18 protein-coding genes and 1 pseudogene are annotated in these 19,526 nt (G+C 71.7%); 7 read left to right on the forward strand and 12 right to left on the reverse strand.

Features of this window, described 5'->3' with window-relative positions; translation table 11 throughout:
• Nucleotides 1-25: 25 nt before the first annotated feature.
• Entirely contained in the window at nucleotides 26-1,609 is a 1,584-nt protein-coding gene (locus AB0E78_RS33770) for an alkaline phosphatase D family protein (protein WP_361840809.1), read from the reverse strand.
• 288 nt (nucleotides 1,610-1,897) lie between these two features.
• Here AB0E78_RS33770 and AB0E78_RS33775 point away from each other — a divergent pair, with 288 nt between their 5' ends.
• On the forward strand, nucleotides 1,898-2,308 hold the full coding sequence (locus AB0E78_RS33775; protein ID WP_361840812.1) for a VOC family protein: 411 nt from the start codon (nucleotides 1,898-1,900) through the stop codon (nucleotides 2,306-2,308).
• A 46-nt stretch (nucleotides 2,309-2,354) separates the two neighbouring features.
• Here the strand turns inward: AB0E78_RS33775 and AB0E78_RS33780 are convergent, their stop codons facing one another.
• The 5 genes from AB0E78_RS33780 to AB0E78_RS33800 form a co-directional block, all read right to left on the reverse strand.
• Nucleotides 2,355-2,705, reverse strand: a complete 351-nt coding sequence (locus tag AB0E78_RS33780; RefSeq protein WP_361840815.1) for a hypothetical protein — start codon at nucleotides 2,703-2,705, stop codon at nucleotides 2,355-2,357.
• A gap of 43 nt (nucleotides 2,706-2,748) precedes the next feature.
• Nucleotides 2,749-3,003, reverse strand: coding sequence for a hypothetical protein (locus AB0E78_RS33785; protein WP_361840816.1), 255 nt, complete (start codon nucleotides 3,001-3,003; stop codon nucleotides 2,749-2,751).
• A gap of 43 nt (nucleotides 3,004-3,046) precedes the next feature.
• A complete protein-coding gene (locus AB0E78_RS33790) occupies nucleotides 3,047-4,762 on the reverse strand; it encodes a S8 family serine peptidase (RefSeq protein WP_361840818.1) in 1,716 nt (571 codons plus the stop codon).
• 106 nt (nucleotides 4,763-4,868) lie between these two features.
• Complete coding sequence (locus tag AB0E78_RS33795; RefSeq protein ID WP_361840820.1) at nucleotides 4,869-5,141, reverse strand: hypothetical protein; 273 nt, start codon at nucleotides 5,139-5,141, stop codon at nucleotides 4,869-4,871.
• 107 nt (nucleotides 5,142-5,248) lie between these two features.
• On the reverse strand, nucleotides 5,249-6,679 hold the full coding sequence (locus tag AB0E78_RS33800; protein ID WP_361841246.1) for a PLP-dependent aminotransferase family protein: 1,431 nt from the start codon (nucleotides 6,677-6,679) through the stop codon (nucleotides 5,249-5,251).
• Between the two features lie 108 nt (nucleotides 6,680-6,787).
• On the opposite strand from AB0E78_RS33800, the pseudogene AB0E78_RS33805 reads away from it, so the two are divergent.
• Nucleotides 6,788-7,624: pseudogene (locus AB0E78_RS33805) on the forward strand (EamA family transporter); the annotation flags it as partial.
• A 24-nt stretch (nucleotides 7,625-7,648) separates the two neighbouring features.
• Here AB0E78_RS33805 and AB0E78_RS33810 read toward each other — a convergent pair.
• Nucleotides 7,649-8,494 (reverse strand): alpha/beta fold hydrolase, encoded by an 846-nt coding sequence (locus tag AB0E78_RS33810; protein WP_361840826.1) that lies wholly within the window; start codon nucleotides 8,492-8,494, stop codon nucleotides 7,649-7,651.
• A gap of 199 nt (nucleotides 8,495-8,693) precedes the next feature.
• Between AB0E78_RS33810 and sigJ the strand changes: the two genes are divergently transcribed.
• A complete protein-coding gene (sigJ, locus tag AB0E78_RS33815; protein WP_361840828.1) occupies nucleotides 8,694-9,584 on the forward strand; it encodes an RNA polymerase sigma factor SigJ in 891 nt (296 codons plus the stop codon).
• Nucleotides 9,585-9,828: 244 nt separating this feature from the next.
• Nucleotides 9,829-10,590, forward strand: a complete 762-nt coding sequence (locus tag AB0E78_RS33820) for a GntR family transcriptional regulator (RefSeq protein ID WP_361840831.1) — start codon at nucleotides 9,829-9,831, stop codon at nucleotides 10,588-10,590.
• 51 nt (nucleotides 10,591-10,641) lie between these two features.
• Here the strand turns inward: AB0E78_RS33820 and AB0E78_RS33825 are convergent, their stop codons facing one another.
• The 3 genes from AB0E78_RS33825 to AB0E78_RS33835 form a co-directional block, all read right to left on the reverse strand.
• Complete coding sequence (locus tag AB0E78_RS33825; protein ID WP_361840833.1) at nucleotides 10,642-11,799, reverse strand: ROK family transcriptional regulator; 1,158 nt, start codon at nucleotides 11,797-11,799, stop codon at nucleotides 10,642-10,644.
• Nucleotides 11,800-11,907: 108 nt separating this feature from the next.
• Nucleotides 11,908-12,510: a hypothetical protein gene (locus AB0E78_RS33830; protein ID WP_361840836.1), complete on the reverse strand. Its 603-nt coding sequence runs from the start codon at nucleotides 12,508-12,510 to the stop codon at nucleotides 11,908-11,910.
• Complete coding sequence (locus AB0E78_RS33835; RefSeq protein WP_361840838.1) at nucleotides 12,500-14,071, reverse strand: ROK family transcriptional regulator; 1,572 nt, start codon at nucleotides 14,069-14,071, stop codon at nucleotides 12,500-12,502. The genes AB0E78_RS33830 and AB0E78_RS33835 overlap by 11 nt, the downstream gene beginning before the upstream one ends.
• Nucleotides 14,072-14,278: 207 nt before the next feature.
• On the opposite strand from AB0E78_RS33835, the gene AB0E78_RS33840 reads away from it, so the two are divergent.
• Nucleotides 14,279-15,769, forward strand: coding sequence for a hypothetical protein (locus AB0E78_RS33840; protein WP_361840841.1), 1,491 nt, complete (start codon nucleotides 14,279-14,281; stop codon nucleotides 15,767-15,769).
• Nucleotides 15,770-15,841: 72 nt separating this feature from the next.
• Here AB0E78_RS33840 and AB0E78_RS33845 read toward each other — a convergent pair whose 3' ends face one another.
• Entirely contained in the window at nucleotides 15,842-16,504 is a 663-nt protein-coding gene (locus AB0E78_RS33845; protein ID WP_361840843.1) for a response regulator transcription factor, read from the reverse strand.
• Nucleotides 16,505-16,518: 14 nt separating this feature from the next.
• Nucleotides 16,519-17,739 carry a histidine kinase gene (locus AB0E78_RS33850; RefSeq protein ID WP_361840845.1) on the reverse strand — a complete coding sequence of 407 codons (1,221 nt, stop codon included), beginning with the start codon at nucleotides 17,737-17,739 and terminating at the stop codon, nucleotides 16,519-16,521.
• A gap of 108 nt (nucleotides 17,740-17,847) precedes the next feature.
• Between AB0E78_RS33850 and AB0E78_RS33855 the strand changes: the two genes are divergently transcribed.
• Both AB0E78_RS33855 and AB0E78_RS33860 read left to right on the forward strand, forming a co-directional pair.
• Nucleotides 17,848-18,780: an ATP-binding cassette domain-containing protein gene (locus AB0E78_RS33855; protein ID WP_361840848.1), complete on the forward strand. Its 933-nt coding sequence runs from the start codon at nucleotides 17,848-17,850 to the stop codon at nucleotides 18,778-18,780.
• Nucleotides 18,781-18,782: 2 nt separating this feature from the next.
• On the forward strand, nucleotides 18,783-19,520 hold the full coding sequence (locus AB0E78_RS33860; protein WP_361840851.1) for an ABC transporter permease: 738 nt from the start codon (nucleotides 18,783-18,785) through the stop codon (nucleotides 19,518-19,520).
• Nucleotides 19,521-19,526 lie beyond the last annotated feature (6 nt).

Genomic DNA, 19,526 nt, shown 5'->3' on the forward strand with positions numbered 1-19,526 from the left:
TGCCCTTGCGCGTTCGGGGGCGGAATCACTGCTGTCCCACCTGTCCCGGCTGCAGCACCTTCGTGAACAGCACCCCGCCGCCCTCCTGGCGCAGCCGCACGGTCAGCTCGCCACTGCCGCCGTCGATGTCGACCTCGCCGAAGTACTGCGGGGTCTCGGCCGGTGAGGTGTTGGCGCGGGGTGGCGCCTTGATGAAGCGCTGCTCGGCGCCGAACGTCCCGTCGAGCTTGAGGGCCTGGAAGCCACCCGCCGCCAGTGGCCCCGACACGAACTCCCAGAACGGCGCGAAGTCCTTGAACGCGGCGCGCGAGGGGTCGTAGTGCTGCGCCGACGTGTAGTGCACGTCGGCGGTCAGCCACACCGTCCCGGTGACCTTGCGGTGCTTGATGTGCCGAAGCAGTTCGGCGATCTGCAGCTCGCGGCCCAGCGGCGCGCCGGGGTCGCCCTGCGCCACCGCCTCGAAGTTCGCCGAGCCGTCGGGCACGACGAGGCCCAGCGGCATGTCGGAGGCGATGACCTTCCAGGTGGCCCGGGAGCGCGACAACTCGCGCTTCAGCCACTGCAGTTGGCGTGCGCCCAGAATGCCGGTGGCGTCGTCGGGCTGCCGGCCGGGGGAGTTGGCGTTGCGGTAGGAGCGCATGTCCAGGACGAACACGTCGAGCAGCGGTCCGTGCCGCAGCACGCGGTACACCCGCCCGTCCTCGTCGCCCGGCGGGAGCGTGGAGACCGGGAAGTACTCGCTGAACGCGCGCAGGGCACGCCCGGCGAGGACGTCCACGTTCTTCTCCGTGTAGCGGGCGTCGGTCAGGATCTGCCCCGGGTACCAGTTGTTGTGCACCTCGTGGTCGTCCCACTGGACGATGGAGGGCACCTGCGCGTTGAAGCGCCGCAGGTTCTCGTCGAGCAGGTTGTAGCGGAACGCGCCACGGAACTCCGCGAGCGACTCGGCGACCTTCGACTTCTCCTCCGTGGTCACGTTCCGCCACACCGTGCCGTCGGGCAGGGTGACGCTGGGCAGGATCGGCCCGTCGGCGTAGATGTTGTCGCCGCTGCACAGGAAGAAGTCCGGGTTCCTGCGGCGCATGTCGTCGAAGACGCGGTATCCGCCGCGGTCCGGGTTGATGCCCCAGCCCTGGCCCGCGATGTCCCCCGACCACAGGAAGCGCACCCCCTCCTTGCGCCCCTTCGGTGTCGTACGGAACGTGCCGGTGACCGGCTCTCCCGTACGTCTGGGGTCGTCGGGGTCGGCCAGGATCACGCGGTAGTGGATCTGCTCGCCCGCGGGCAGCCCGCGCAGCCGGGTCGTCCCGGTGAAGTCGGTGTCCGGACCGAGCACCGGGCCCTTCCAGCGGGTGGGGTTGCGGAACGACTCCGTGGCGGAGGTCTCCACGATCATGCGGGCGGGCCGGTCGGAACGCACCCACACCAGGCCCGCGTGCGACGTCACGTCACCGGCCTGCACGCCCCACTCGGCCCGCGGACGTCCCGACCGGGCGAACGCCGGAGCGGCCACGGCGAGGGACGGCACGGCCAGCGCCGCCGGCACGGCGAGCGAGCCGCGCAGCACACTGCGGCGGCGGGGGGACGGGCTCGGCTGAGGGTGTGACATGAATGCGCCTCCAGTGACAGGTCCGACCAGTGTGCAGGGCCACAACTAGTGGTGCGCGGCGGCGCACACACAAACCCCAAGTGAACAACTGCCCATGGGTGCGGGGGAACCAGTGTGCGAACGGTATGTCGATTCCACAGGCGGAAGCACAGGTGCAAGCGGAGGCACAGGCGCAGGCGTCCCGGTCGTACGACCTAGGCCCGGTGGCCGATGCCTGGTGATCGTTCGCTGTCTACGCTCTGCGGCAGAGGCGCGCGGTCGGGCGCGCTCGTCCTGAGGGGGAGCCTCATGCCGGTCAACGGTCAGAGCCACATCCGTATCGCCCGCCCGTCCCGCGACCTCGCCGCGGCGGAGCGCTTCTGGGTGACGGGTCTCGGTCTGGACGTCGTGTGGCGTTCGCGGGGCGGTGACGTTCCCGGTGAGCACGACCTGCTCATGGCGGGCTGGCCGGACGCCTCCTGGCATCTCGAACTCGTCCACGACGCGGACGAGCCGGTCCTGCCCCGCCCCACGGAGGAGGACCTGCTCGTGATCTATCTCGACGAGCCGGTACCGGACGACCTGGTGGTCCGCCTGGAGGCACATGGCGGAAAGCGCGTCCCGTCACCCAACCCGTACTGGAACGAATGGGGCGTCACCGTCGAGGACCCGGACGGCTACCGCCTGGTGCTCTGCACGCGCGCGTGGTCCAACTCCTGAACCACGCGCGCGTGCTGCCCACTTCTGGATTGCACCGAGGTGGCGGCTAGCCCGAAACCGGTGCCGCGCTCCCGGCGTCCCCGCCGGGGCGGTCCGCCCCCTCCTCACCAGGGCGGGCCACCTCTCCGGCGTCGGCGAGCCGGACGAGCTCGGTGAGCCAGCCCGGGGCCTCGCCGCCGTCGATGACGGTCCCGGCCCCTGCCGTACGCGCCGGTTCCGTTCCGGGAGCGGCGGAGTGGCCGCTCGTGACGGACTCCGCGGCGGGCCCGGCGTCGACGGCGCCCGTCGCGTCCGCGGCACGCGGCACGGAGAGCTGCCGGTCCGTGCCGGGCGCCCCGGCCACCACGGCCCCTGGGGCCGCGCCCGCGTCCTCCGCGATCGTGATGTGCAGTTTCATGGCCGTTCCCCTCGTCCAGTTGAGGACCGCTCGTTGAGGACCGCTAGTTGAGGACCGCGTACCGGCCTTCGAAGTTCATCTGGGTGCTGCCGATGTTCTTCACCGTCAGCCAGTACGTGACCGTCGTCGACGAGGCGCGCTCGACCTCGGTCTCCCACTCGATCTGCGGGCTGCCCGTCTGAGGCGTCGTCGGCATGAAGTACCAGATGACGTGCCAGCCCTGCGGCCAGTTGAAGGTGAACCAGCGCCCGGTCTGCCCGGGGTTGAGTGTTCCGGTGAACTGTGTGCCTACTCGCATCGTTCTTTTCCTCTCACCATCCGAGAACCGCGAGAACCGCGAATCACCATCCGAGAACCGCGAACCGGGCCTCGAAGTCGACCGAGTCGGCCACGAGGTTGGTTACGTCGATCCAGTACGTCGCGTAGGTGTCGTTGGCCCGCTCGACCCGGACCTTCCAGCCGATCTGCGGGGCGCCGGTGCGCGGGCTCGTCGGGACGACGGTCCACACCACATGCCAGTGCGCGGGCCAGTTGAAGGTGAACCAGCGGCCGGTGCGGTTCCCGGCGAGGGCGCCCCGGAACTGGACCCCGACCCAGCTGCTCGTCTGGAGGGCCGCGGGGATGAGCTGCCGCAGGTCGGGACGCCTGCCGATGCGCTGGGTCGCCGGGCGGCCGGGCGCGTCCTGCTGCGCCGAGCCGGTGGCGCGCAGCAGCTCCCGGGAGCGTGCGGGCGACAGTGGGATACGGCCGGCCGCACGCAGGACGCCCTGGGTGCTCGCGAGGGCGCCCACGACGATCGGTGAGGCGCTGGACGTACCGCTGAACTGGTCCGTGTACCAGAAGTCCTGGTCGGCGCCCGCCTGGAGGCCGCCGTAGCCGGTGGTGGTCACCTCGCGTCCCCAGCCCTGCGCGTCCACACAGGCGCCGTAGTTGGAGAAGTCGAGGCGGGAGCGGTCGGGGCCGTGCTGGCGGCCGTGGGTGCCGGCCGGCGGTGCTCCGGCGCCCACGAGCACGGCGCCCGCGTCCAGCGCGGCGCGCCGGAAGGGATTGCGCCACCAGGCGGGGAAGCCCGCCCTCGGGGTGTCGTAGTCGGCGTGGTCCAGGTCCTCCGCCCCGTTGCCCGCGGCCTCGACGACGGTGATGCCCTTGTTGACGGCGTAGCGGATGGCCAGATAGTCGTCGGGCCACCACTCGACGGCGATGTACCCCACCTGGCCGACCCCGGTCGCGTGCGGCCCCGCGCGGTGGATCTCCAGCAGGATGATGTCGCCGGGGCCGAGCCGGTCGGCTGCGTTGCGGATCGCCGTGGCCGTGGGGATGGAGAAGGCGGACGCGCTGGTGACCGTGTCCGGCGCGATCCCGGTGATCCCGAACGCGTTGACGTCGCCGCCGATCTCGCCGAGCACCGCGGTGCCGTGATCGGTGTCCGTGCTCCCGGTGCCGGAGACGATGCCGCCCTGGTTCAGCCGCAGGTCCTCATGGGTGAAGCGCCAGCCCCACTCGCAGTCGATCACCCGGACACCGGCGCCGCGCCCGCCGGCCAGGGTCCACGCGTAGCGGGCGTCGACGCCGCCCGGAGCCGCGTCGAGATAGCCCTGCCGGGCGGTGAAGTCCGGGGTTACGGGTGGCGCGTCGGCGCCCAGCGGCCGCATGTCGTTGAGCAGCGGGTGCGCGGCCTCCTCGCTCTCCTCGCCCTTCTTCTTCGGGACGACGTCGGGCACGGCGAGCGCGGCGGCGGGCTTGACGTAGGCGCCCTCCACGGCGTCCGACGCACGGAGCCGCTCGGCCAGTTCGTCCAACTGGTCCTCCGGCGCGTCGACATGGAAGAAGAGCGCCATCCGGTCGACGGTCTCCAGCGTGGCGTCGTCGCCCCCGGCGTGCTCCGAGGGCACCCCCGCCTGAGCGCGCAGCCTCTCCTGGTCGGTGCCGAACAGCGGCCTGATGGTGACGTCCTCCCGGGCCGCCACGGCGTCCAGGGCGCTCACGGAGATGTCCGCCGCGGCGGTCGCGCCGGTCGGGGTGATCTGTACCCCGGCGTCGGCGCGCGTGACGCACACCAGCTCAGGGCGTCCGAAGAGTGGTCCGAATCCTGGAGCCGGGCGACTGTTCCCCCGGCTGTTCCCCGCACCTGATCGCTGTGGCACAGCTGACTCCTTCACCACGTTACGGAAGGTCCGCCGGTGGTTTCACATAGGCGGCCTCGACTGCCGGGTGGCCGCGCAGGGCCGTGGCGACGGCCTCGGCGTCCACACCGGCGGGGACGGCGACCCGTCGCCATCCGATGAGGGACGGGTCGCCGGCTCCCGGGTGCAACGGCTCCGCCGTGACGCCGAACCGCCGCTCCAGAAGACCCCGTACGTCCAGGTCGTCCGCGGTGCCCGCGGTCGCGGGGCGCGGTGGGGTTCGGAGCTGGACGATGACTTCGGCCTCGGTCATGGATCTGCCCCCCGGGCACGTCCGGCACCGCGTCCGAGCGGCTCTCTCACGGTCACCGGGCGGGCCTGACCCTAATGAGGCGCTGTCACCGGAACGTCGCGGTGGCGTCACCGGGCCCGGGAGTCAACACCCCCGGCAAGGAGCCGCACCCCCTCGGCGATCCGGGCGGGCGTGAGGTGGGCGTAACCGAGCACCAGCCGCACGCCTGGCCCGTCCGCCGAGCCGTAGTCGCTCAGCGGGCGCACCGCGACCCCGGCCGCGGCGGCCCGCCGCAGGAAGTCCTTCTGCGTTCCCGTGTGTTCGGGCAGCCGGGCGATGACGTGCAGTCCGGCGGCGATGCCCGTCACCTCCGTGCCGGGAAAGTGCTCGTCGAGCGCCGCGACGAGGGCGTCCCTGCGCTCCCGGTAGGCGCGCTGGCAGCGGCGCAACTGGCGGTCGTAGTCCCCGCGTTCGACGAAGCGCGCGAGCAGCGCCTGGTCGAGCGCCGGATTGCCCAGGTCCATCATGCGCTTGCGGGCGACGACCTCATCGGTCATGGACTCCGGCACGAGCAGCCAGCCCAGGCGCAGCCCCGGAGCGAGCGACTTGCTGACCGAGCCCGCGTACGCGACGTGTTCGGGGTCCAGGCCCTGCAGGGCGCCCACCGGGGCACGGTCGTAGCGGAAGTCCCCGTCGTAGTCGTCCTCGACGACCAGGCCGTCCACGGACCGTGCCCAGTCAAGGAGTTCGGTGCGCCGCCGCGGCGAGTAGCCGATGCCCAGGGGGAACTGATGGGCGGGCGTAGTGACGACCGCGCGCAGCCCGCGCTCCCGCAGTACGCCGGTGACGACGCCCTCGTCGTCCAGGGGCACCGGCACCGTGCCGACGTCCGCCGAGGCGAACAGCTCGCCGTGCTGCGGGCTTCCGGGGTCCTCGACGCCGACGGCGCGCACCCCGCGCGCGTGCAGCACGAAGCCGATCAGCGCCATGGCCTGTGCCACGCCGGAGCAGACGACGACCGTCTCCGGGTCCGCGACCACGCCCCGGCGGCGTACGAGCAGTTCGGCCAGGGCCGTACGCAGCCGGGGCAGGCCGCGCGGGTCCGGGTAGCCGAGCGCGTGGTGGGGGAGTTCGGCCAGGACGCCGCGGTGGGCCGCCGCCCACGCGGCGCGCGGGAACAGGGAAAGGTCGGGGGTCCCGGCGATGAAGTCCACGCGCGCGTGGACGGGACGCGGCGCCAGATCGCGGGCGCCGCGCGCGGCCTTCCGCGCCGCGCCGCCCACCCAGGTGCCCGCGCCGCGGTCGCTGCGCAGATACCCCTCGGCCGTCAACTGCTCGTACGCCTCCGTGACGAGCCCCCGTGACACACCCAGATCGGCGGCCAGCTCACGGCTCGACGGCAGCCGCGTCCCCGGCGCGAGCCGCCCGGACCTGACCGCCTCGCGCAGCGCCGACCGAAGGCTGCGGCCACGGCTGCGGGCAGGGGCGGACGCGGCGGGGAGCAGCAGCTCCCACGCGGCGGTCCCAGGTGCCTGCCCCGAACCTGATGTCACCGGGATGTGCCTCCTGAGCGTGACGGGAAGGGCCGGGCCCGCGCGAAGTGGTCCCCGAACGAGCCCCGGAAGTGGACCTTAAACCGGTCCGCGTCCGTTCCTAACGTCAGGGACATGAACGCGAACCTCACCCGCGGGTCCCTCCTCGCCGCCCTCGCCTGCCTCCTTGTCGGCGGCTCCTTCACCGCCAACAGCCTCCTCGGCGACTACCCGTACGCGGGCGGCCAGTTCCTGCGCTACGGCCTGGCCTGCCTGCTGCTCCTGCCGCTGCTCGGGCGGGGTGGCACGGCGCCGCTCCGCCGCCTCACGCCGCGCCAGTGGGGGCGCCTCGGGGTCCTCGCCGCCGTTGGCATGGTCGGCTTCAACCTGGCGATCCTCGCCGCCGAACGCACGGCGGAACCTGCCGTACCGGGTGTCTTCGTAGGATGCGCCCCGGTCGTGGTGGCGGTCATCGTGCCGCTCCTGGAGGGACGGCAGCCCCGACGGGCGGTCATGTACGGGGCGTTGATCGTGGCCGCCGGAGCCTTCACAGTGCAGGGGTGGGGCCGTACGGACGTGCTCGGCATCGTCTTCTCGGTGGGCGCGCTCGCGGGCGAGGTCGGCTTCGCGGTCCTCGCCGTTCCCGTGCTGCGCCCGCTCGGCCCGAAGCTGCTCTCCGCGACGGTCTGCGGGCTCGCCGCCGCCGAGTCCGCCGTCGTCGGTGTGCTGGCCGACGGCGGGGACTGGCTGCGGGTGCCCAGCACCACCGAGGCGGCGGCCCTGCTGTGGCAGGCGGCGATCGTCACCGTCATCGGGTTCGTCTGCTGGTACTCGGGCATCCAGCGCATCGGCGCCGAGCGGGCCACCCTCTTCTCCGGCCTCATTCCGGTCGCCGCGGCCTTCACCGCCCCCTTGGTCGGCACCGGCTCCTACGGCGTCCCGCAGGCCGTGGGCAGCGCGCTCGTCGGCGCCGGGGTGGCCATCGGCTCCGGCATGCTAAGCGGCCTGCGCGCGACGGCAGGTGTCGATGACGACGCGCGAGACGAGAGCCGGGTCGTCGTTCATCGGGACGTGCCCGCAGCCGGGCAGGCGCACCAGGCGGGCCTCGGGAACGGCGTGCTTCGCACGGATGCCCTGGCGGCGCAGCAGGATCCGGTCACGTGCGCCCCACGCGACGGTGACCGCGAGTCCGGGCACGTCGTCGGCGAAGAGCAGGTCACGCCCGGCGGCGAGGGTCTGCTCGAACCCCTTGGCTTCGCGCAGCGCGAGCGTCTCGGCGACGACGGCCTCCGGTGAACGGCGCCCGGGGTGGGCGTAGATGGTGCTGGTCAGTGCCGCGCGTCCGGCCGCGGAGCGCGAGAGCCGTTCGATCAGCGGCAACGGAAGGAGCCGCGCACCGTGCCGCATGGCGAGCAGGGTGTTGAACGCGTACCGCCGCTCCCCGGGCGTCCAGAAACCCGCGGGGGACAGCGCGGTGACCGAGCGGACGAGCTTCTCCCGGCCGAGTCCCAGGGCGAGCAGACCGCCCAGCGAATTGCCCGCCACGTGCGGGCGGTCCACCTCAAGGGCTTCGCACAGAGCGCCGAGCACGGACACCACCGTCGGGATGTCGTACGGGAGCCCGTCGGGCAGGGCGGGGGACTCCCCGAAGCCCGGCAGGTCCACGGCTATCACGTCGTACTCGGCGGCCAGAATGCCGAACACCGGGTCCCACGCCTGGCGGTGGTGCCCGATGCCGTGCAGCAGGAGCAGCGGCTCGCCCATGCCCGCGCGTTCGTAGGCGACGGACACCGTCCGTGGGCCGCCGGGGGATTCGACGCTGAAGGACACCTCTGCGGCCATTGCTGCTCCAGTCCCCGCCGCCCGGCGACGGTCCTCAGACACCTTAGACACGTTGTCAGCAACAATTACCGCTCAGTAGCCTCCAGTTCAAGGGGGTGGGCGGGTCCAAGAGGGCGGCGCACGGACCGCCGGGCCGGTGTGGGGTGCGCCGCACTCGAATCACCTGGACACCGGGTGGCGCGTCGGCTGGGATGGAGGGGTGGCGACCGACACCGTGACCGACGTCTTCGAAGAGCACCGGACCGTCCTGATGGGCGTGGCCTACCGCATGCTCGGCCGCGTGGCCGACGCGGAGGACGTGGTGCAGGAGTCCTGGCTGCGCTGGTCGGCGGCCGACCGGGCGCAGGTGCGTGAACCGCGTGCCTACTTGGTGCGGGTCACCACGCGGCTCGCCGTCGACCGGCTGCGCCACGTGCAGTCACGACGCGAGTCCTACGTGGGCCCATGGCTGCCCGAACCCCTCGTCACCGACTACGGGCCGGTCGTCCCCGACACCGCCGAGCAGGCCGTGCTCGCCGACTCCGTTTCCATCGCCGTCCTGGTCGTCCTGGAGTCGCTGTCGCCCCTGGAGCGCGCGGTGTTCGTGCTGCGGGAGGCCTTCGGGTTCCCGTTCTCGGAGATCGCCCTCACGCTGGACCGCGGGGAGCCCGCCGTGCGGCAGCTCGCGGCGCGGGCCCGCAAGCACGTCGACGAGGGAAGGCCGCGCTATGCGGTGGACCCGGACGAGCGCAAGGACCTGACCGCGCGGTTCCTCGCCGCGGCGACCAGCGGTGACCTGGACGGCCTGATGTCCCTGCTCGCCCCGGACGTGCGCCTCGTCGGCGACAGCGGCGGCAAGGCGAAGGCCCCGCTGCGGATCATCGAGACGGCCGACAAGGTGGGCCGTTTCCTCGGCGGCCTGGCCCGCAGGGGCGTGCCGGAGGGGGCGGAGCTGGAAGCCCGGTTCCTGGAGATCAACGGTGCGGGTTCCGTGCTGATCCTCGTCGACGGCAAGCCGCACTCCCTGTTCCAACTGGACGTCGCCGACGGACAGATCACGGACGTCTACATCATCCGCAACCCGGACAAGCTGGTCGGCCTCGTCTCCTGAGGCCGCAGGTGACAGGCCCCCGCCCCCGCAGGGCGGGGGCTTTGTCTTGTTCGCGACGCGTGTGAGACCCGACATCAACATCGCATGAATGCTCTGTGGCATCGTCCCTGTGCGCGCTGTAACGGATCGAGGATTGGTCTTGACCAAGGGTGGGTGCCGTTCTATCGTCGCAGAGATAGTGCAGGAACCTTTAATAAACAAGGCGCTGAAAAGCCGCCGGCACACGGCGATTGCGGAGGACAGGGTGGGGACCACGCAGCTGGAAACGGCGCCGGAGCCGAAGTACTGGCACCTCAAGACCGTGCTCAGCGAGGCACTCGACTCCGAGTTCGCCGTCGGCGAGATCCTGCCCAACGAACGTGATCTCGCGGCCCGCTTCGGCGTGGCCCGCGCCACGCTCCGGCAGGCACTCGAGCAGCTCGAGTTGGAAGGCAGGCTGCAGCGCCGCCGCGGGGTCGGTACGACCGTCGCCCCGCCGCGGATGGGTGTGGCCGTCGGATCCGCACAAGGCACTTGGCCGGGCGAGGTCGGCGACGCCTGGCAGCCCGCCGACTGCGCACCGGCGGTCCCGCCCGCCGAGGTGGCCCGCATGCTGGCGGCGGACCCCGACGAGCAGGTGCACGTGGTGCGGCGCACGCGCGTCTCGCACGGCCAGCCCGTGGCCGCCGAGCTGCTGTACGTGTCGACGTCGTCCGTCCCGGAGCTCTCCGCCATCGACGCCCCGTCCGGCCCGGCACGCGCGCGTGGCGTGCTGCGCGAGCTGCACCGGCTCGGCCTCGAAGGGCAGGACCGCGCCGTCGAGCTCGGCTCGGCCCGCGCGGACGATGCCAAGGCACTCGACCGACTGCCCGGAGCCCCGGTCCTCGTCGTGACGACCCGCTTCTTCGCCGAGGGACGCACCGCCGCGGTATCCGTGGCGACGTACCGCGCGGACACCTGCCGCCTCACGTTCGGCGACGCGGGCGGCGTCGAGATCCACCACGGGCCGGAGCGCCAGGCTTCCTGAGCACTCCTGAACACCGGCCGCCGATTTCGCGCGGCGCCTCAGCGCGGCGCTTCAGCGCCGCGCCGTGACCGTCCCCTCGACCGCGAACAGCTGCTCCTCGACATGGTCGAGGGCCAGCCGCAGCGCGCCCGTCGCGACGGCCGCCTCACCGAGCACCGACAGGGCGACCCGGGGCGGCCGCAGGCAGTAGCGGGCCAACTCGCGGCGCAGCGGCTCCAGTACGCCGTCCAGACCGGCGGCCCAGCCGCCGACGACGACCAGCTCGGGGTCCAGGGCGAGCACCAGCGCCGCCACGTCGTGCACCAGGCGCTGGATGAACCGCTCGACGGCCTGCTGTGCCCGCTCGTCGCCCTCGCGCGCGTGGGCGAACACCTCCGCCACCGCCTGCTCGTCGAGCGGATGCAGCGGCTCGTCCGTGGTCGAGAGGAGCGTCTCCGGGGTCACGTCACGGCCCAGGAGATGCAGCGCGCCGATCTCCCCGGCGGCGCCGCCGTAGCCACGGTGCAGCCGGCCGCCGATCAGCGCCCCGGCTCCCGGGCTGAGGCCCGCGAGGACGAACACCACGTCGTCCGACTCGGCCGCCGCGCCCTTCCAGTGCTCGGCCACCGCCGCCGTGTTCGCGTCGTTCTCCACCAGGACGGGGCACTTGAAGGACCGGCGCAGGCGCTCGCCCAGCGGGAGCCCCGTCCACTCGGGCAGCGCCGTGCCCAGGCGGACCGTGCCGTCCGCCTCCACGATGCCGGGGCTGCCGACGCCCACCGCGCGCAGCGAGCTGCGGGCGATCCCGCCGCGACGCAGCAGATCGGCGACCGCCGTGCGCAGCCGCTCGATGCGTTCGTCCGCCGGGGCCGTCTCGTCCACGGCCCTCGCGGTGGTGCCGAGGACCTGGCCGTCCAGGTCCGAGAGGACGGCGGCCACCCGGTGCGGGCCGATCTCCAGGCCGAGCAGATGCCCCGCCTCGGCCCGGAAGCGGAACCTCCGCGCGGGCCTTCCCTGGCGTCTGGCCGCGCCTTCCTCGGCGGCGGTCTCCACCACGAGTCCGGCCTCGATGAGCCCTTCGACCACGCCTTCGACGGTCGGCCTCGAAAGCCCCGTCACCCGGGTGACCTCGGTGAGTGTCGCGAAGTCCGCCGCACGCAGCGCGTGCAGCACCACCGCGGAGTTGATCCGCCGCAGCAGAGAGGGATCCCCGCCGGTCAGCCGCCCCAACGTCAGTCCTCCCAGCTCGTGCGCATGATGGGCGGATCGTACTCGCCGGGGCCGACCGCTGCGAGTGCCGGGCCCACCTGTGACGCAGAGTGCCGGTCGGTGGGGCTCTCAGCCCGGTGCGTCTCCCGCCCCGCGGTGCGGTCCATCGCCGGGCGCCACCGCGTCCGCCCCTCGCTCGGCCGGGGCAAGCAGCGTCGCGAACACGGCACGCAGTTTGCCCGCGGTCTCCCGGGAGAACATGCCGACGAGCGCGCCCAGCGCTGTCATACCGTACGGATTGATGTCGGCGGACGACGCCATCGTGGTGGTGAGGCCGCCACGCAGCACGAAGTACACGACGAGGGCCAGACCCGCCCCGGCGAACGGCTCGACGATGTACATCAGCACCCAGCTGCGCCTCAGTCCGCGGTTGCCCACGTACCAGTAGAGCGAACGCAGCGTGTGTATCACCGCGCCCAGGCCCCCGGCGGAGGCGACGACGATGAACAGCCGTGTCTCGCGCAGCAGATCCGGGGACCAGAACAGCACCCGCACCTGTGCCGCCTTCTCCGTGACCTGGGCAGTTCCGGGGGAGGGCGCGGGTGGCCATGTCTGGACGAGCGTGACCCCGAGCGTCGATGCCATCAGGAGCAGCAGGCCCGCCAGGAGGATGATGTCTCGCGTCCCGGCGTACTGCGTTCCCACGGTCGACGGAACCGGGTCATCCGCCATGACGGCTCAGGCACTGCCTGGCGACCGCGGCGGCGGCCAGCGCGCCGACCCCGTCGTCGTAGGGCTTGGCTGTCAGGATCACGGCGTCGGCGGCCGTCGAGAAGGCCTGTTGGCGGACCGTCCTGCGGACGGCGGCCATGAACAGCCGTGCCGAGTCGAATTCGCCGTCCGAGACGAGTCGGGCGGGGCCGTAGAGCACGATCCGGTCCGGGTTGGCCAGGTTGATCAGCGCGGAGAGGCCGATGCCCAAGGCCGCGCCGGTCCTGCCCAGCACGTTCTCGACGTACTTGCGGCACGCGGCGTTCGACAGCAGGGCCAGCGCCGCGTCCAGGTCTTCGGCGGCCCGTTCGGTCGAGCCGCGGATGTCGTTGGCGATGGCGTCGGTGCCCGCCACGCTCTCCAGGCAGCCGCTGTTGCCGCAGCTGCACAGCGGGCCGTCGGACTGCACGACCACGTGGCCGATCTCCCCCGCGGAGCCCGTCGCTCCATGGTGGATACGGCCGTCGAGCATCAGGCCCGCGCCGACGCCCTGGTCGAGGATCACCGCGGCCTCGGTACGTCCGGCCGCGGGCCCGGCGTAGGTCTCCTCCAGCTGGACCAACGCGTTGGCGTCGTTCTCCAGGACGGTCGGCAGCCCGGTCGCCCGGCGCAGCGGCTCCGCGAGGGAAAAGCCCGCCCAGCCCGCCCCTGCCGCGTAGTTGGGGGCGTAGACGACGCGGCCGCGGGCGGCGTCGACATGGCCGCCGATCTCGACTCCGAGCCCGACCCGGCCGGCAGCCGCCGGTGCTTGGGCCGCCGGGGCCTCGGCGAGCAGTCCGCGGACGAATTCCGCGAGGGCCGTGACCGCCTCCTCCGCGTTCCAGACGGGTTTGAGTCCTCGCTGGGCGCGCGCGATGGCCGTCCCCATGGCGTCGGTCACGACACCTGACACCCGTCCGGGCCGGACCTTGATCCCCACGAAGTAGTCGAAGTCCGCCGACTGTGACCGGGTGCGGGGCTCGTGGCTGCTCTCGCGCGGGTCGAGGCCGGTTTCTTCGAGATACTGCAAGCCCCGCGGTGTGATGTCCCAGGAGTTCTGCCGCCACTGACGGCGCTTCCAGGCGACGTCGGCATCGACCAGCTTGCGACCGATCCGGCTGACCTCGGTGATGTCGACGCCGAGCCGAGCGGCGAGCTGGGCGTTGCTCTGGCCCGGCTGGCGGGCCACCTCGACGAGAAACCGCGCCGCGTGACCGGCCGGGTCGAGCGAGAGCTGCAGGGCGGACGGCAGGCGGCGCAGCGCCCAGTACGTCACATCGATGAGGCCGAGAAGGCGGCCGCGTAACTCCGCGGACGATTCGCCGTGGCCGTCGCGCAGTTGGCGCTGGTGTCCGTACTGGCGGCGCAGTCCTTCGTGGGCCGCTTCCAGCGCCTCTTCATCGCCCGCCAATGAGGCGTCCGTGACCATCATGCCCAGCGAACTGAACAACCCGTCGGATATGTCTTCCGAAGCCTTCATCTCGTCGATCAGGCTCTGGACCTCGGTTGCTCGGTCGTATCGCTGGCGCCTTCCGTCACTCATGTCACTCCCCGTGTCCTTATCTCGCACATTGGCAGACATCTCCAGCGTGGAGCGATGTCAAGTGAGTGTCAAGTGAGTCCGTCATGATATTTTCGGGCATTTACCAGATCGATGCCGATGCGGGCTCAATTTTTCGTCAATTTCTTTGTGAATATGACGCCACCCTACGTTAATATCTGGTTAAGCGGCATGAGCTCGGGGGGGATCATGAACGAAAGCATGTCAGCGAGTGGTGGCAAACATTCGATCAAAGGGATTGTTCTGCCCGCCGACCCGGCAGACCTCTTCGTCGTTCTCTATGACCTTCTCCCTGACCGCCACTTCCGCGGTCTCAGGGCGAACGAGTGGCAGGGTGACGAGGCAGTGGGCCAGCTGGCCGAGGAGGTGTGCGAGGACGTGCGGTCCTTCGGCGACGCCGATACTGCCCACGTCGAGCAAGCCTTCGATCAGTATGGTGACCAGGGCATCTTCGCCGCGCTGATCGGGCTCGACGAGGCGCTCGGTGTGGTCAATCCGTTCGGTGGCGCTCGCTGCGCATCAGCTTTGACCAAGATCGCCCGGCGGTACAACGAGAAGAACCAGCTCAATGATCCGGAAGGCCCGACGACCGGCAAGCTGCTGCCTCGCTGTGCGCGGCCCGGAAAACTGCTCGTGCAGCCCACGGGTAAGCCTGATTTCTTCAAGCAGGTACATCGCGTCACTGAAGACAACTTCAGGAACGTGCGCCACATGAGTTTCAAGCAGCGGAACGGTGCGCATTTCTCCGGAAAGAAAGCGATTCCTATAGGGTCTGCACCGTTACTGGAAAGCTACGAGGATCTGATGTTCGATTTCCCCGAGGTGGACGGCAAAACCTTTTACAAGGTGTCACCGCGGGACGAACGGCTGTGCGACCGCATCGACCACGTGGTCAAGAACCTGGACGACTCGGGCGCCGAGATCGGAGTGATGCCGGAGGGCAGCCTGTCCAACGGGCTCATGGATCACTGGGCCACCCACCTGGGCACGGACCCCGAGGGAAGCCGTCTGCGGTGGGTACTCCTGGGAACCGGCCCCCTCGGCGAGGGCGACCCCCGGCCGAACCGTGCCGTCATGGTGGACCGCTCCACCGGGGAGACCATCCTGACCCACGACAAGATGCACGGTTTCACCATGGGCAAAGGCCAGGCGGACCGGTGGCGGCTGCCGGACCGGCCGAGGCACGAGGCGGCGGCGGAGTACCTGGAGCGTGGAGACATCGTCACCGTCGCCGAAACCGCGATCGGTCGTGTGGCCGTCCTGATATGCGAGGACATCAAGCAGTCGACCGACTGGGAGGCGGCACTGCGCGCCTTCGGGGTCTCCCATCTCTTCGTGCCGTTGCTTTCCTCGCCGATCAGCAGGACGTTCCCTCGCTGGGACCGGCTGGCCGCCGAGCGCTGCGTCGAGGTGATCGGCGCCTGGGTGATCCTGGCCAACAGCCTCGCCGTAGGAGCCCACATCAAGCTGCCGCCGGACAACTGTTTCAACGTTCTCGTCGTGGGACCGCGGTTGCCGCGCTCGCTGGACAACGGCGACTGTGTCGCCCAGTTCGCCCGGTCGGAGAACGGTACGGAACTGGCCCGCGTCGTGGAACCGGACCGGGAGAGCGGGGCGATGCGGCGCCGCCCGGAGGACGCGCCGCTCCCGACGATCGGCCGGGGCGGGACCGCACCCTGAGGGCCGGCGGCATCGGCTGCCGCCCCGACAGTGGGGGACCCCATCGAAGCGCATCCCTTCGGAGGCGCTCGCTCACCCCGGCGCCACGAACCCGGATTCGTACGCGGCGATGACCGCCTGCGTCCGGTCGCGGGCCCCCAGCTTCGCCAGCACGGAACTCACATGCGACTTGACGGTCTCGGCGCCGACGATCAGCTCCGCCGCGATCTCCGCGTTCGACAGGCCACGCGCCATGAGGCGCAGCACGTCCGCCTCGCGTTCGGTCAGCGCGGCCCGGTCCAGGACGTCCCTGGCCGCCGCGTTGCCGGGCCGGCGCCCGTACTCGCCCGCCAGCTGCCGCACCGCCGCCGGGAACAGCAGCGACTCGCCCTCCGCGACCAGCCGGACGGCGTTCACGATCTCCGCGGGACGGGCGCGCTTCAGCAGGAAGCCGTCGGCACCCGCGCGCAGCGCCTCGTACACGTACTCGTCGTTCTCGAAGGTCGTCACGACCAGGATCTTCGGGGGGTCCTGCACGGTGCGCAGGACCGCGCGGGTTGCCTCGATGCCGTCCAGGAGCGGCATGCGGACGTCCATGGCGACCACGTCGGGGCGCAGTTGGCGCACGAGCGGAATCACCGCGGCGCCGTCGGCCGCCTCGCCGACCACCTCGATGTCGGGCTGCGCCTCCAGGACGGCGCGCAGACCCGCGCGTACGAGGGGTTCGTCGTCGACGAGGAGGACGGTGACCGGCATCCGGTCAGCCTAGATCACCCGAGCGGCAGCTCGACGTGCACCTGCCATTCGCCGTCGCGCGGGCCCGTGGTGGCCCGGCCGCCGAGCAGCGTGGCCCGCTCCCGGATGCCGCGCAGCCCGCTGCCGCCACGCCCGGTGACCTCTCCTCCCGTCGGCAGCGCATTGCGTACGTCGACCTCCAGGGCCGCCTCGTCGACCGCGAGCCGCACCCGTACCGGCACGGGACCGGCGTGCCGCAGCACGTTCGTGAGGGCCTCCTGGAGCATCCGATAGGCCTCGCGGGACACCGGGCCCGGCAGCCGCTCCAAGGGGCCCGTCACCTCGGTGTCGACCTTCGCCCCCGAAGCGCGCGCGGAGTCCAGGAGTTGGCCGGCGTCGGCGAGGGTGGGACGCCTGCTCGCGGGCTGCCCGTCCTCCCGCAGCACGCGCAGGACCCGCTCCAGGTCCTCCAGGGCGGCCCGGCCCGTCTCCTCGATCGCGCCCAGCGCCCGGTCGGTGAACCCCGGGTCGGCCGCGGCCCGCGCGGCGCCCGCCTGGACGACGGCGACGGTCAGCGCGTGCCCGATGGAATCGTGCAGTTCGCGGGCGATGCGGTTGCGTTCGAGGAGCTGCTCGGTGCGTTCCTCCAGGGCGGCGAGGCGCTCCACGGGGGAGGGGCCGAGCAGCCGCCGGGCCGCCGACGTCATCAGCCGGCCCGCGACCACCATCACCCCGAGCAGCACCAGGACCGGGACCGGCACGAGCAGCGCGTTCGCCGGGTGCGGTGCCGGCAGCGGAAGGAGCAGCCCGGGGTCCTCGCCGGACTCCGACGACGCCGCTCCCACCAGGGCGAGCGCCGTCCCCAGGCACTGCACCGTGACGTAGCCCGCCGCGCAGCCTGCCTCCAGGCGCAGCACGGCCCACAGCGCCGTCCTGCCCCGGTCGCGCCATGACGCGGAGGGCGCCACGGAGATGCCGGAGTCCTCCTGGTCGCCCGGCACGCGCGCGTGCTGCCCCGGGAACAGCATCAGCCGTGCCTGCAGACCCTCCGCCCTGCGCAGCGAGGGCAGCAGCAGGGCGGCCGCCACCACCAGCGGGATCGGCTGAAGCGCGATCTGCAGCCAGGCGACGAGCGAGGGACTGCTGAGTCCCGGCGTGATGAACGCGCCCATCAAGGGGATGGCGGCGCCGATGAGCAGGTGCAGCCAGCGCGTGTAGGTGACCGCTTGGGTGAGTGGTCCGAGAAGGCGGGGCATCACGTCATCGTGCCAGCAGGCACGGGCCGCACGGCTCCCCCGTGAGGGGGAGAGCAACTCCCCGGGCGGGGGAAGACCCACCACCCCTCGGGCCGCGAGTCTGGGCCCATGACCAGCATCGACGTCCAAGACCTCACCAAGGAGTACGGCACCACCCGCGCGGTGGACGGACTGACGTTCACCGTCCGCCCGGGGAAGGTCACCGGGTTCCTCGGACCCAACGGAGCCGGGAAGTCCACCACCATGCGCCTCGTCCTGGGCCTCGACCGGCCCACGTCGGGCACCGCCACGCTGGGCGGACGCTCCTACGCGTCCATCGATGAACCCCTGCGCCACGTGGGGGCCTTGCTCGACGCCCAGGCCGCGCACGGATCACGGACCGCGCGGAACCACCTCCTGGCCCTCGCCGTCGCCAACCGCATCCCCGCACGCCGCGTGGAAGAGGTCCTCGAAGAAGCCGGACTGACCTCCGTGGCAGGGCGCCGGATCAAGACGTTCTCCCTCGGCATGCGCCAGCGCCTGGGCATCGCGGCGGCGCTGCTCGGCGACCCGCGCATCATCATGCTGGACGAGCCGTCCAACGGCCTCGACCCCGAAGGCATCATCTGGATCCGCGAGCTCCTGCGCCGCCTCGCCCGCGAGGGCCGGACGGTCCTGGTGTCCAGCCATCTCATGAACGAGACGGCCACGTTCGCCGACCACTTGGTGATCCTCGGCCGGGGCAAGCTGCTCGCGGACACCTCGATGCCGGACTTCATCGCCGCGCACAGCAGCCCGCGGGTGCGGCTGCGCACTCCGGAGAGCGACCGGCTGAGCTGCCTCCTGGCGGACAAGGGGTACGCGATGACGGCGGGGGACGACGGCCGCTGGACCGTGGACGGCGCGAAGGCCGGCGAGATCGGGGCCATCGCCGCCGGTCATGGCATCCCCCTCCTCGAACTCTCCGACGAGCAGGCCTCCTTGGAGCAGGCCTATCTCGCCCTCACGGCCGACGACACCGAGTTCGCCGCCGCCCCTTCGAAGCCCCGCCAGGAGGCCTGACCATGTCGACGACCGCCGTGCTCCACTCGGAATGGATCAAGATCAAGTCGGTGCGTGCCAGCCTCGGTTCGCTCATCGCCGTCTTCGTGGCCACCGTCGCCATCACGGTGCTCGCGTTCGCCGCCGTCGGCACCGCGGAGGCGGACAACGCCGACTACGAACCGCTCTTCGGCGCCTTCTACGCACTCAACTTCGGCCAGATCGCCGCCATCAGCTTCGGCACCACGGCGATGTCCTCCGAATACCTGAACGGCGCGCTGCGGATCTCCCTCTCCGCGGTGCCGCGCAGAGGGCTCTTCTACGGGGCGAAGGCCGCGGTGGTGGGCGCCCTCGCCCTCGGCGTGGGGCTCCTCACCAGCTTCGCCGGCTTCCTGACCGGCCAGGCCTTCCTCGGGGAGTACGCCATCGGCCTCGGCCATGACGGTGCCTTGCGGGCGTGCGTCGGCGGAGGCATCTACCTCGCGCTCATGGCGCTGCTCGCCGCGGGCCTGACCATGGTGCTGCGCAGCGGCGTCGCCGTACTGAGCATCCTCATCCCGTTCACGCTCATCGTGTCCTTCGTCATCGGGGACATGGCGAGCGGTGTCGCGGAATTCCTGCCGGACCAGGCCGGGCAGCAGGTGCTCCACGAGAACCCGGCGGGAACGCTGGGCCCCTGGGCGGGACTTGCCGTCACGGCGGCGTGGGCGGTTGCCGCGCTGCTCGCGGGCTGGTGGGCGGTGCGCCGGCGGGACGCGTGAGGTGGA

Origin of the sequence: Streptomyces sp. NPDC032198 (assembly GCF_040636975.1) — a bacterium.
GTDB lineage: Bacteria > Actinomycetota > Actinomycetes > Streptomycetales > Streptomycetaceae > Streptomyces.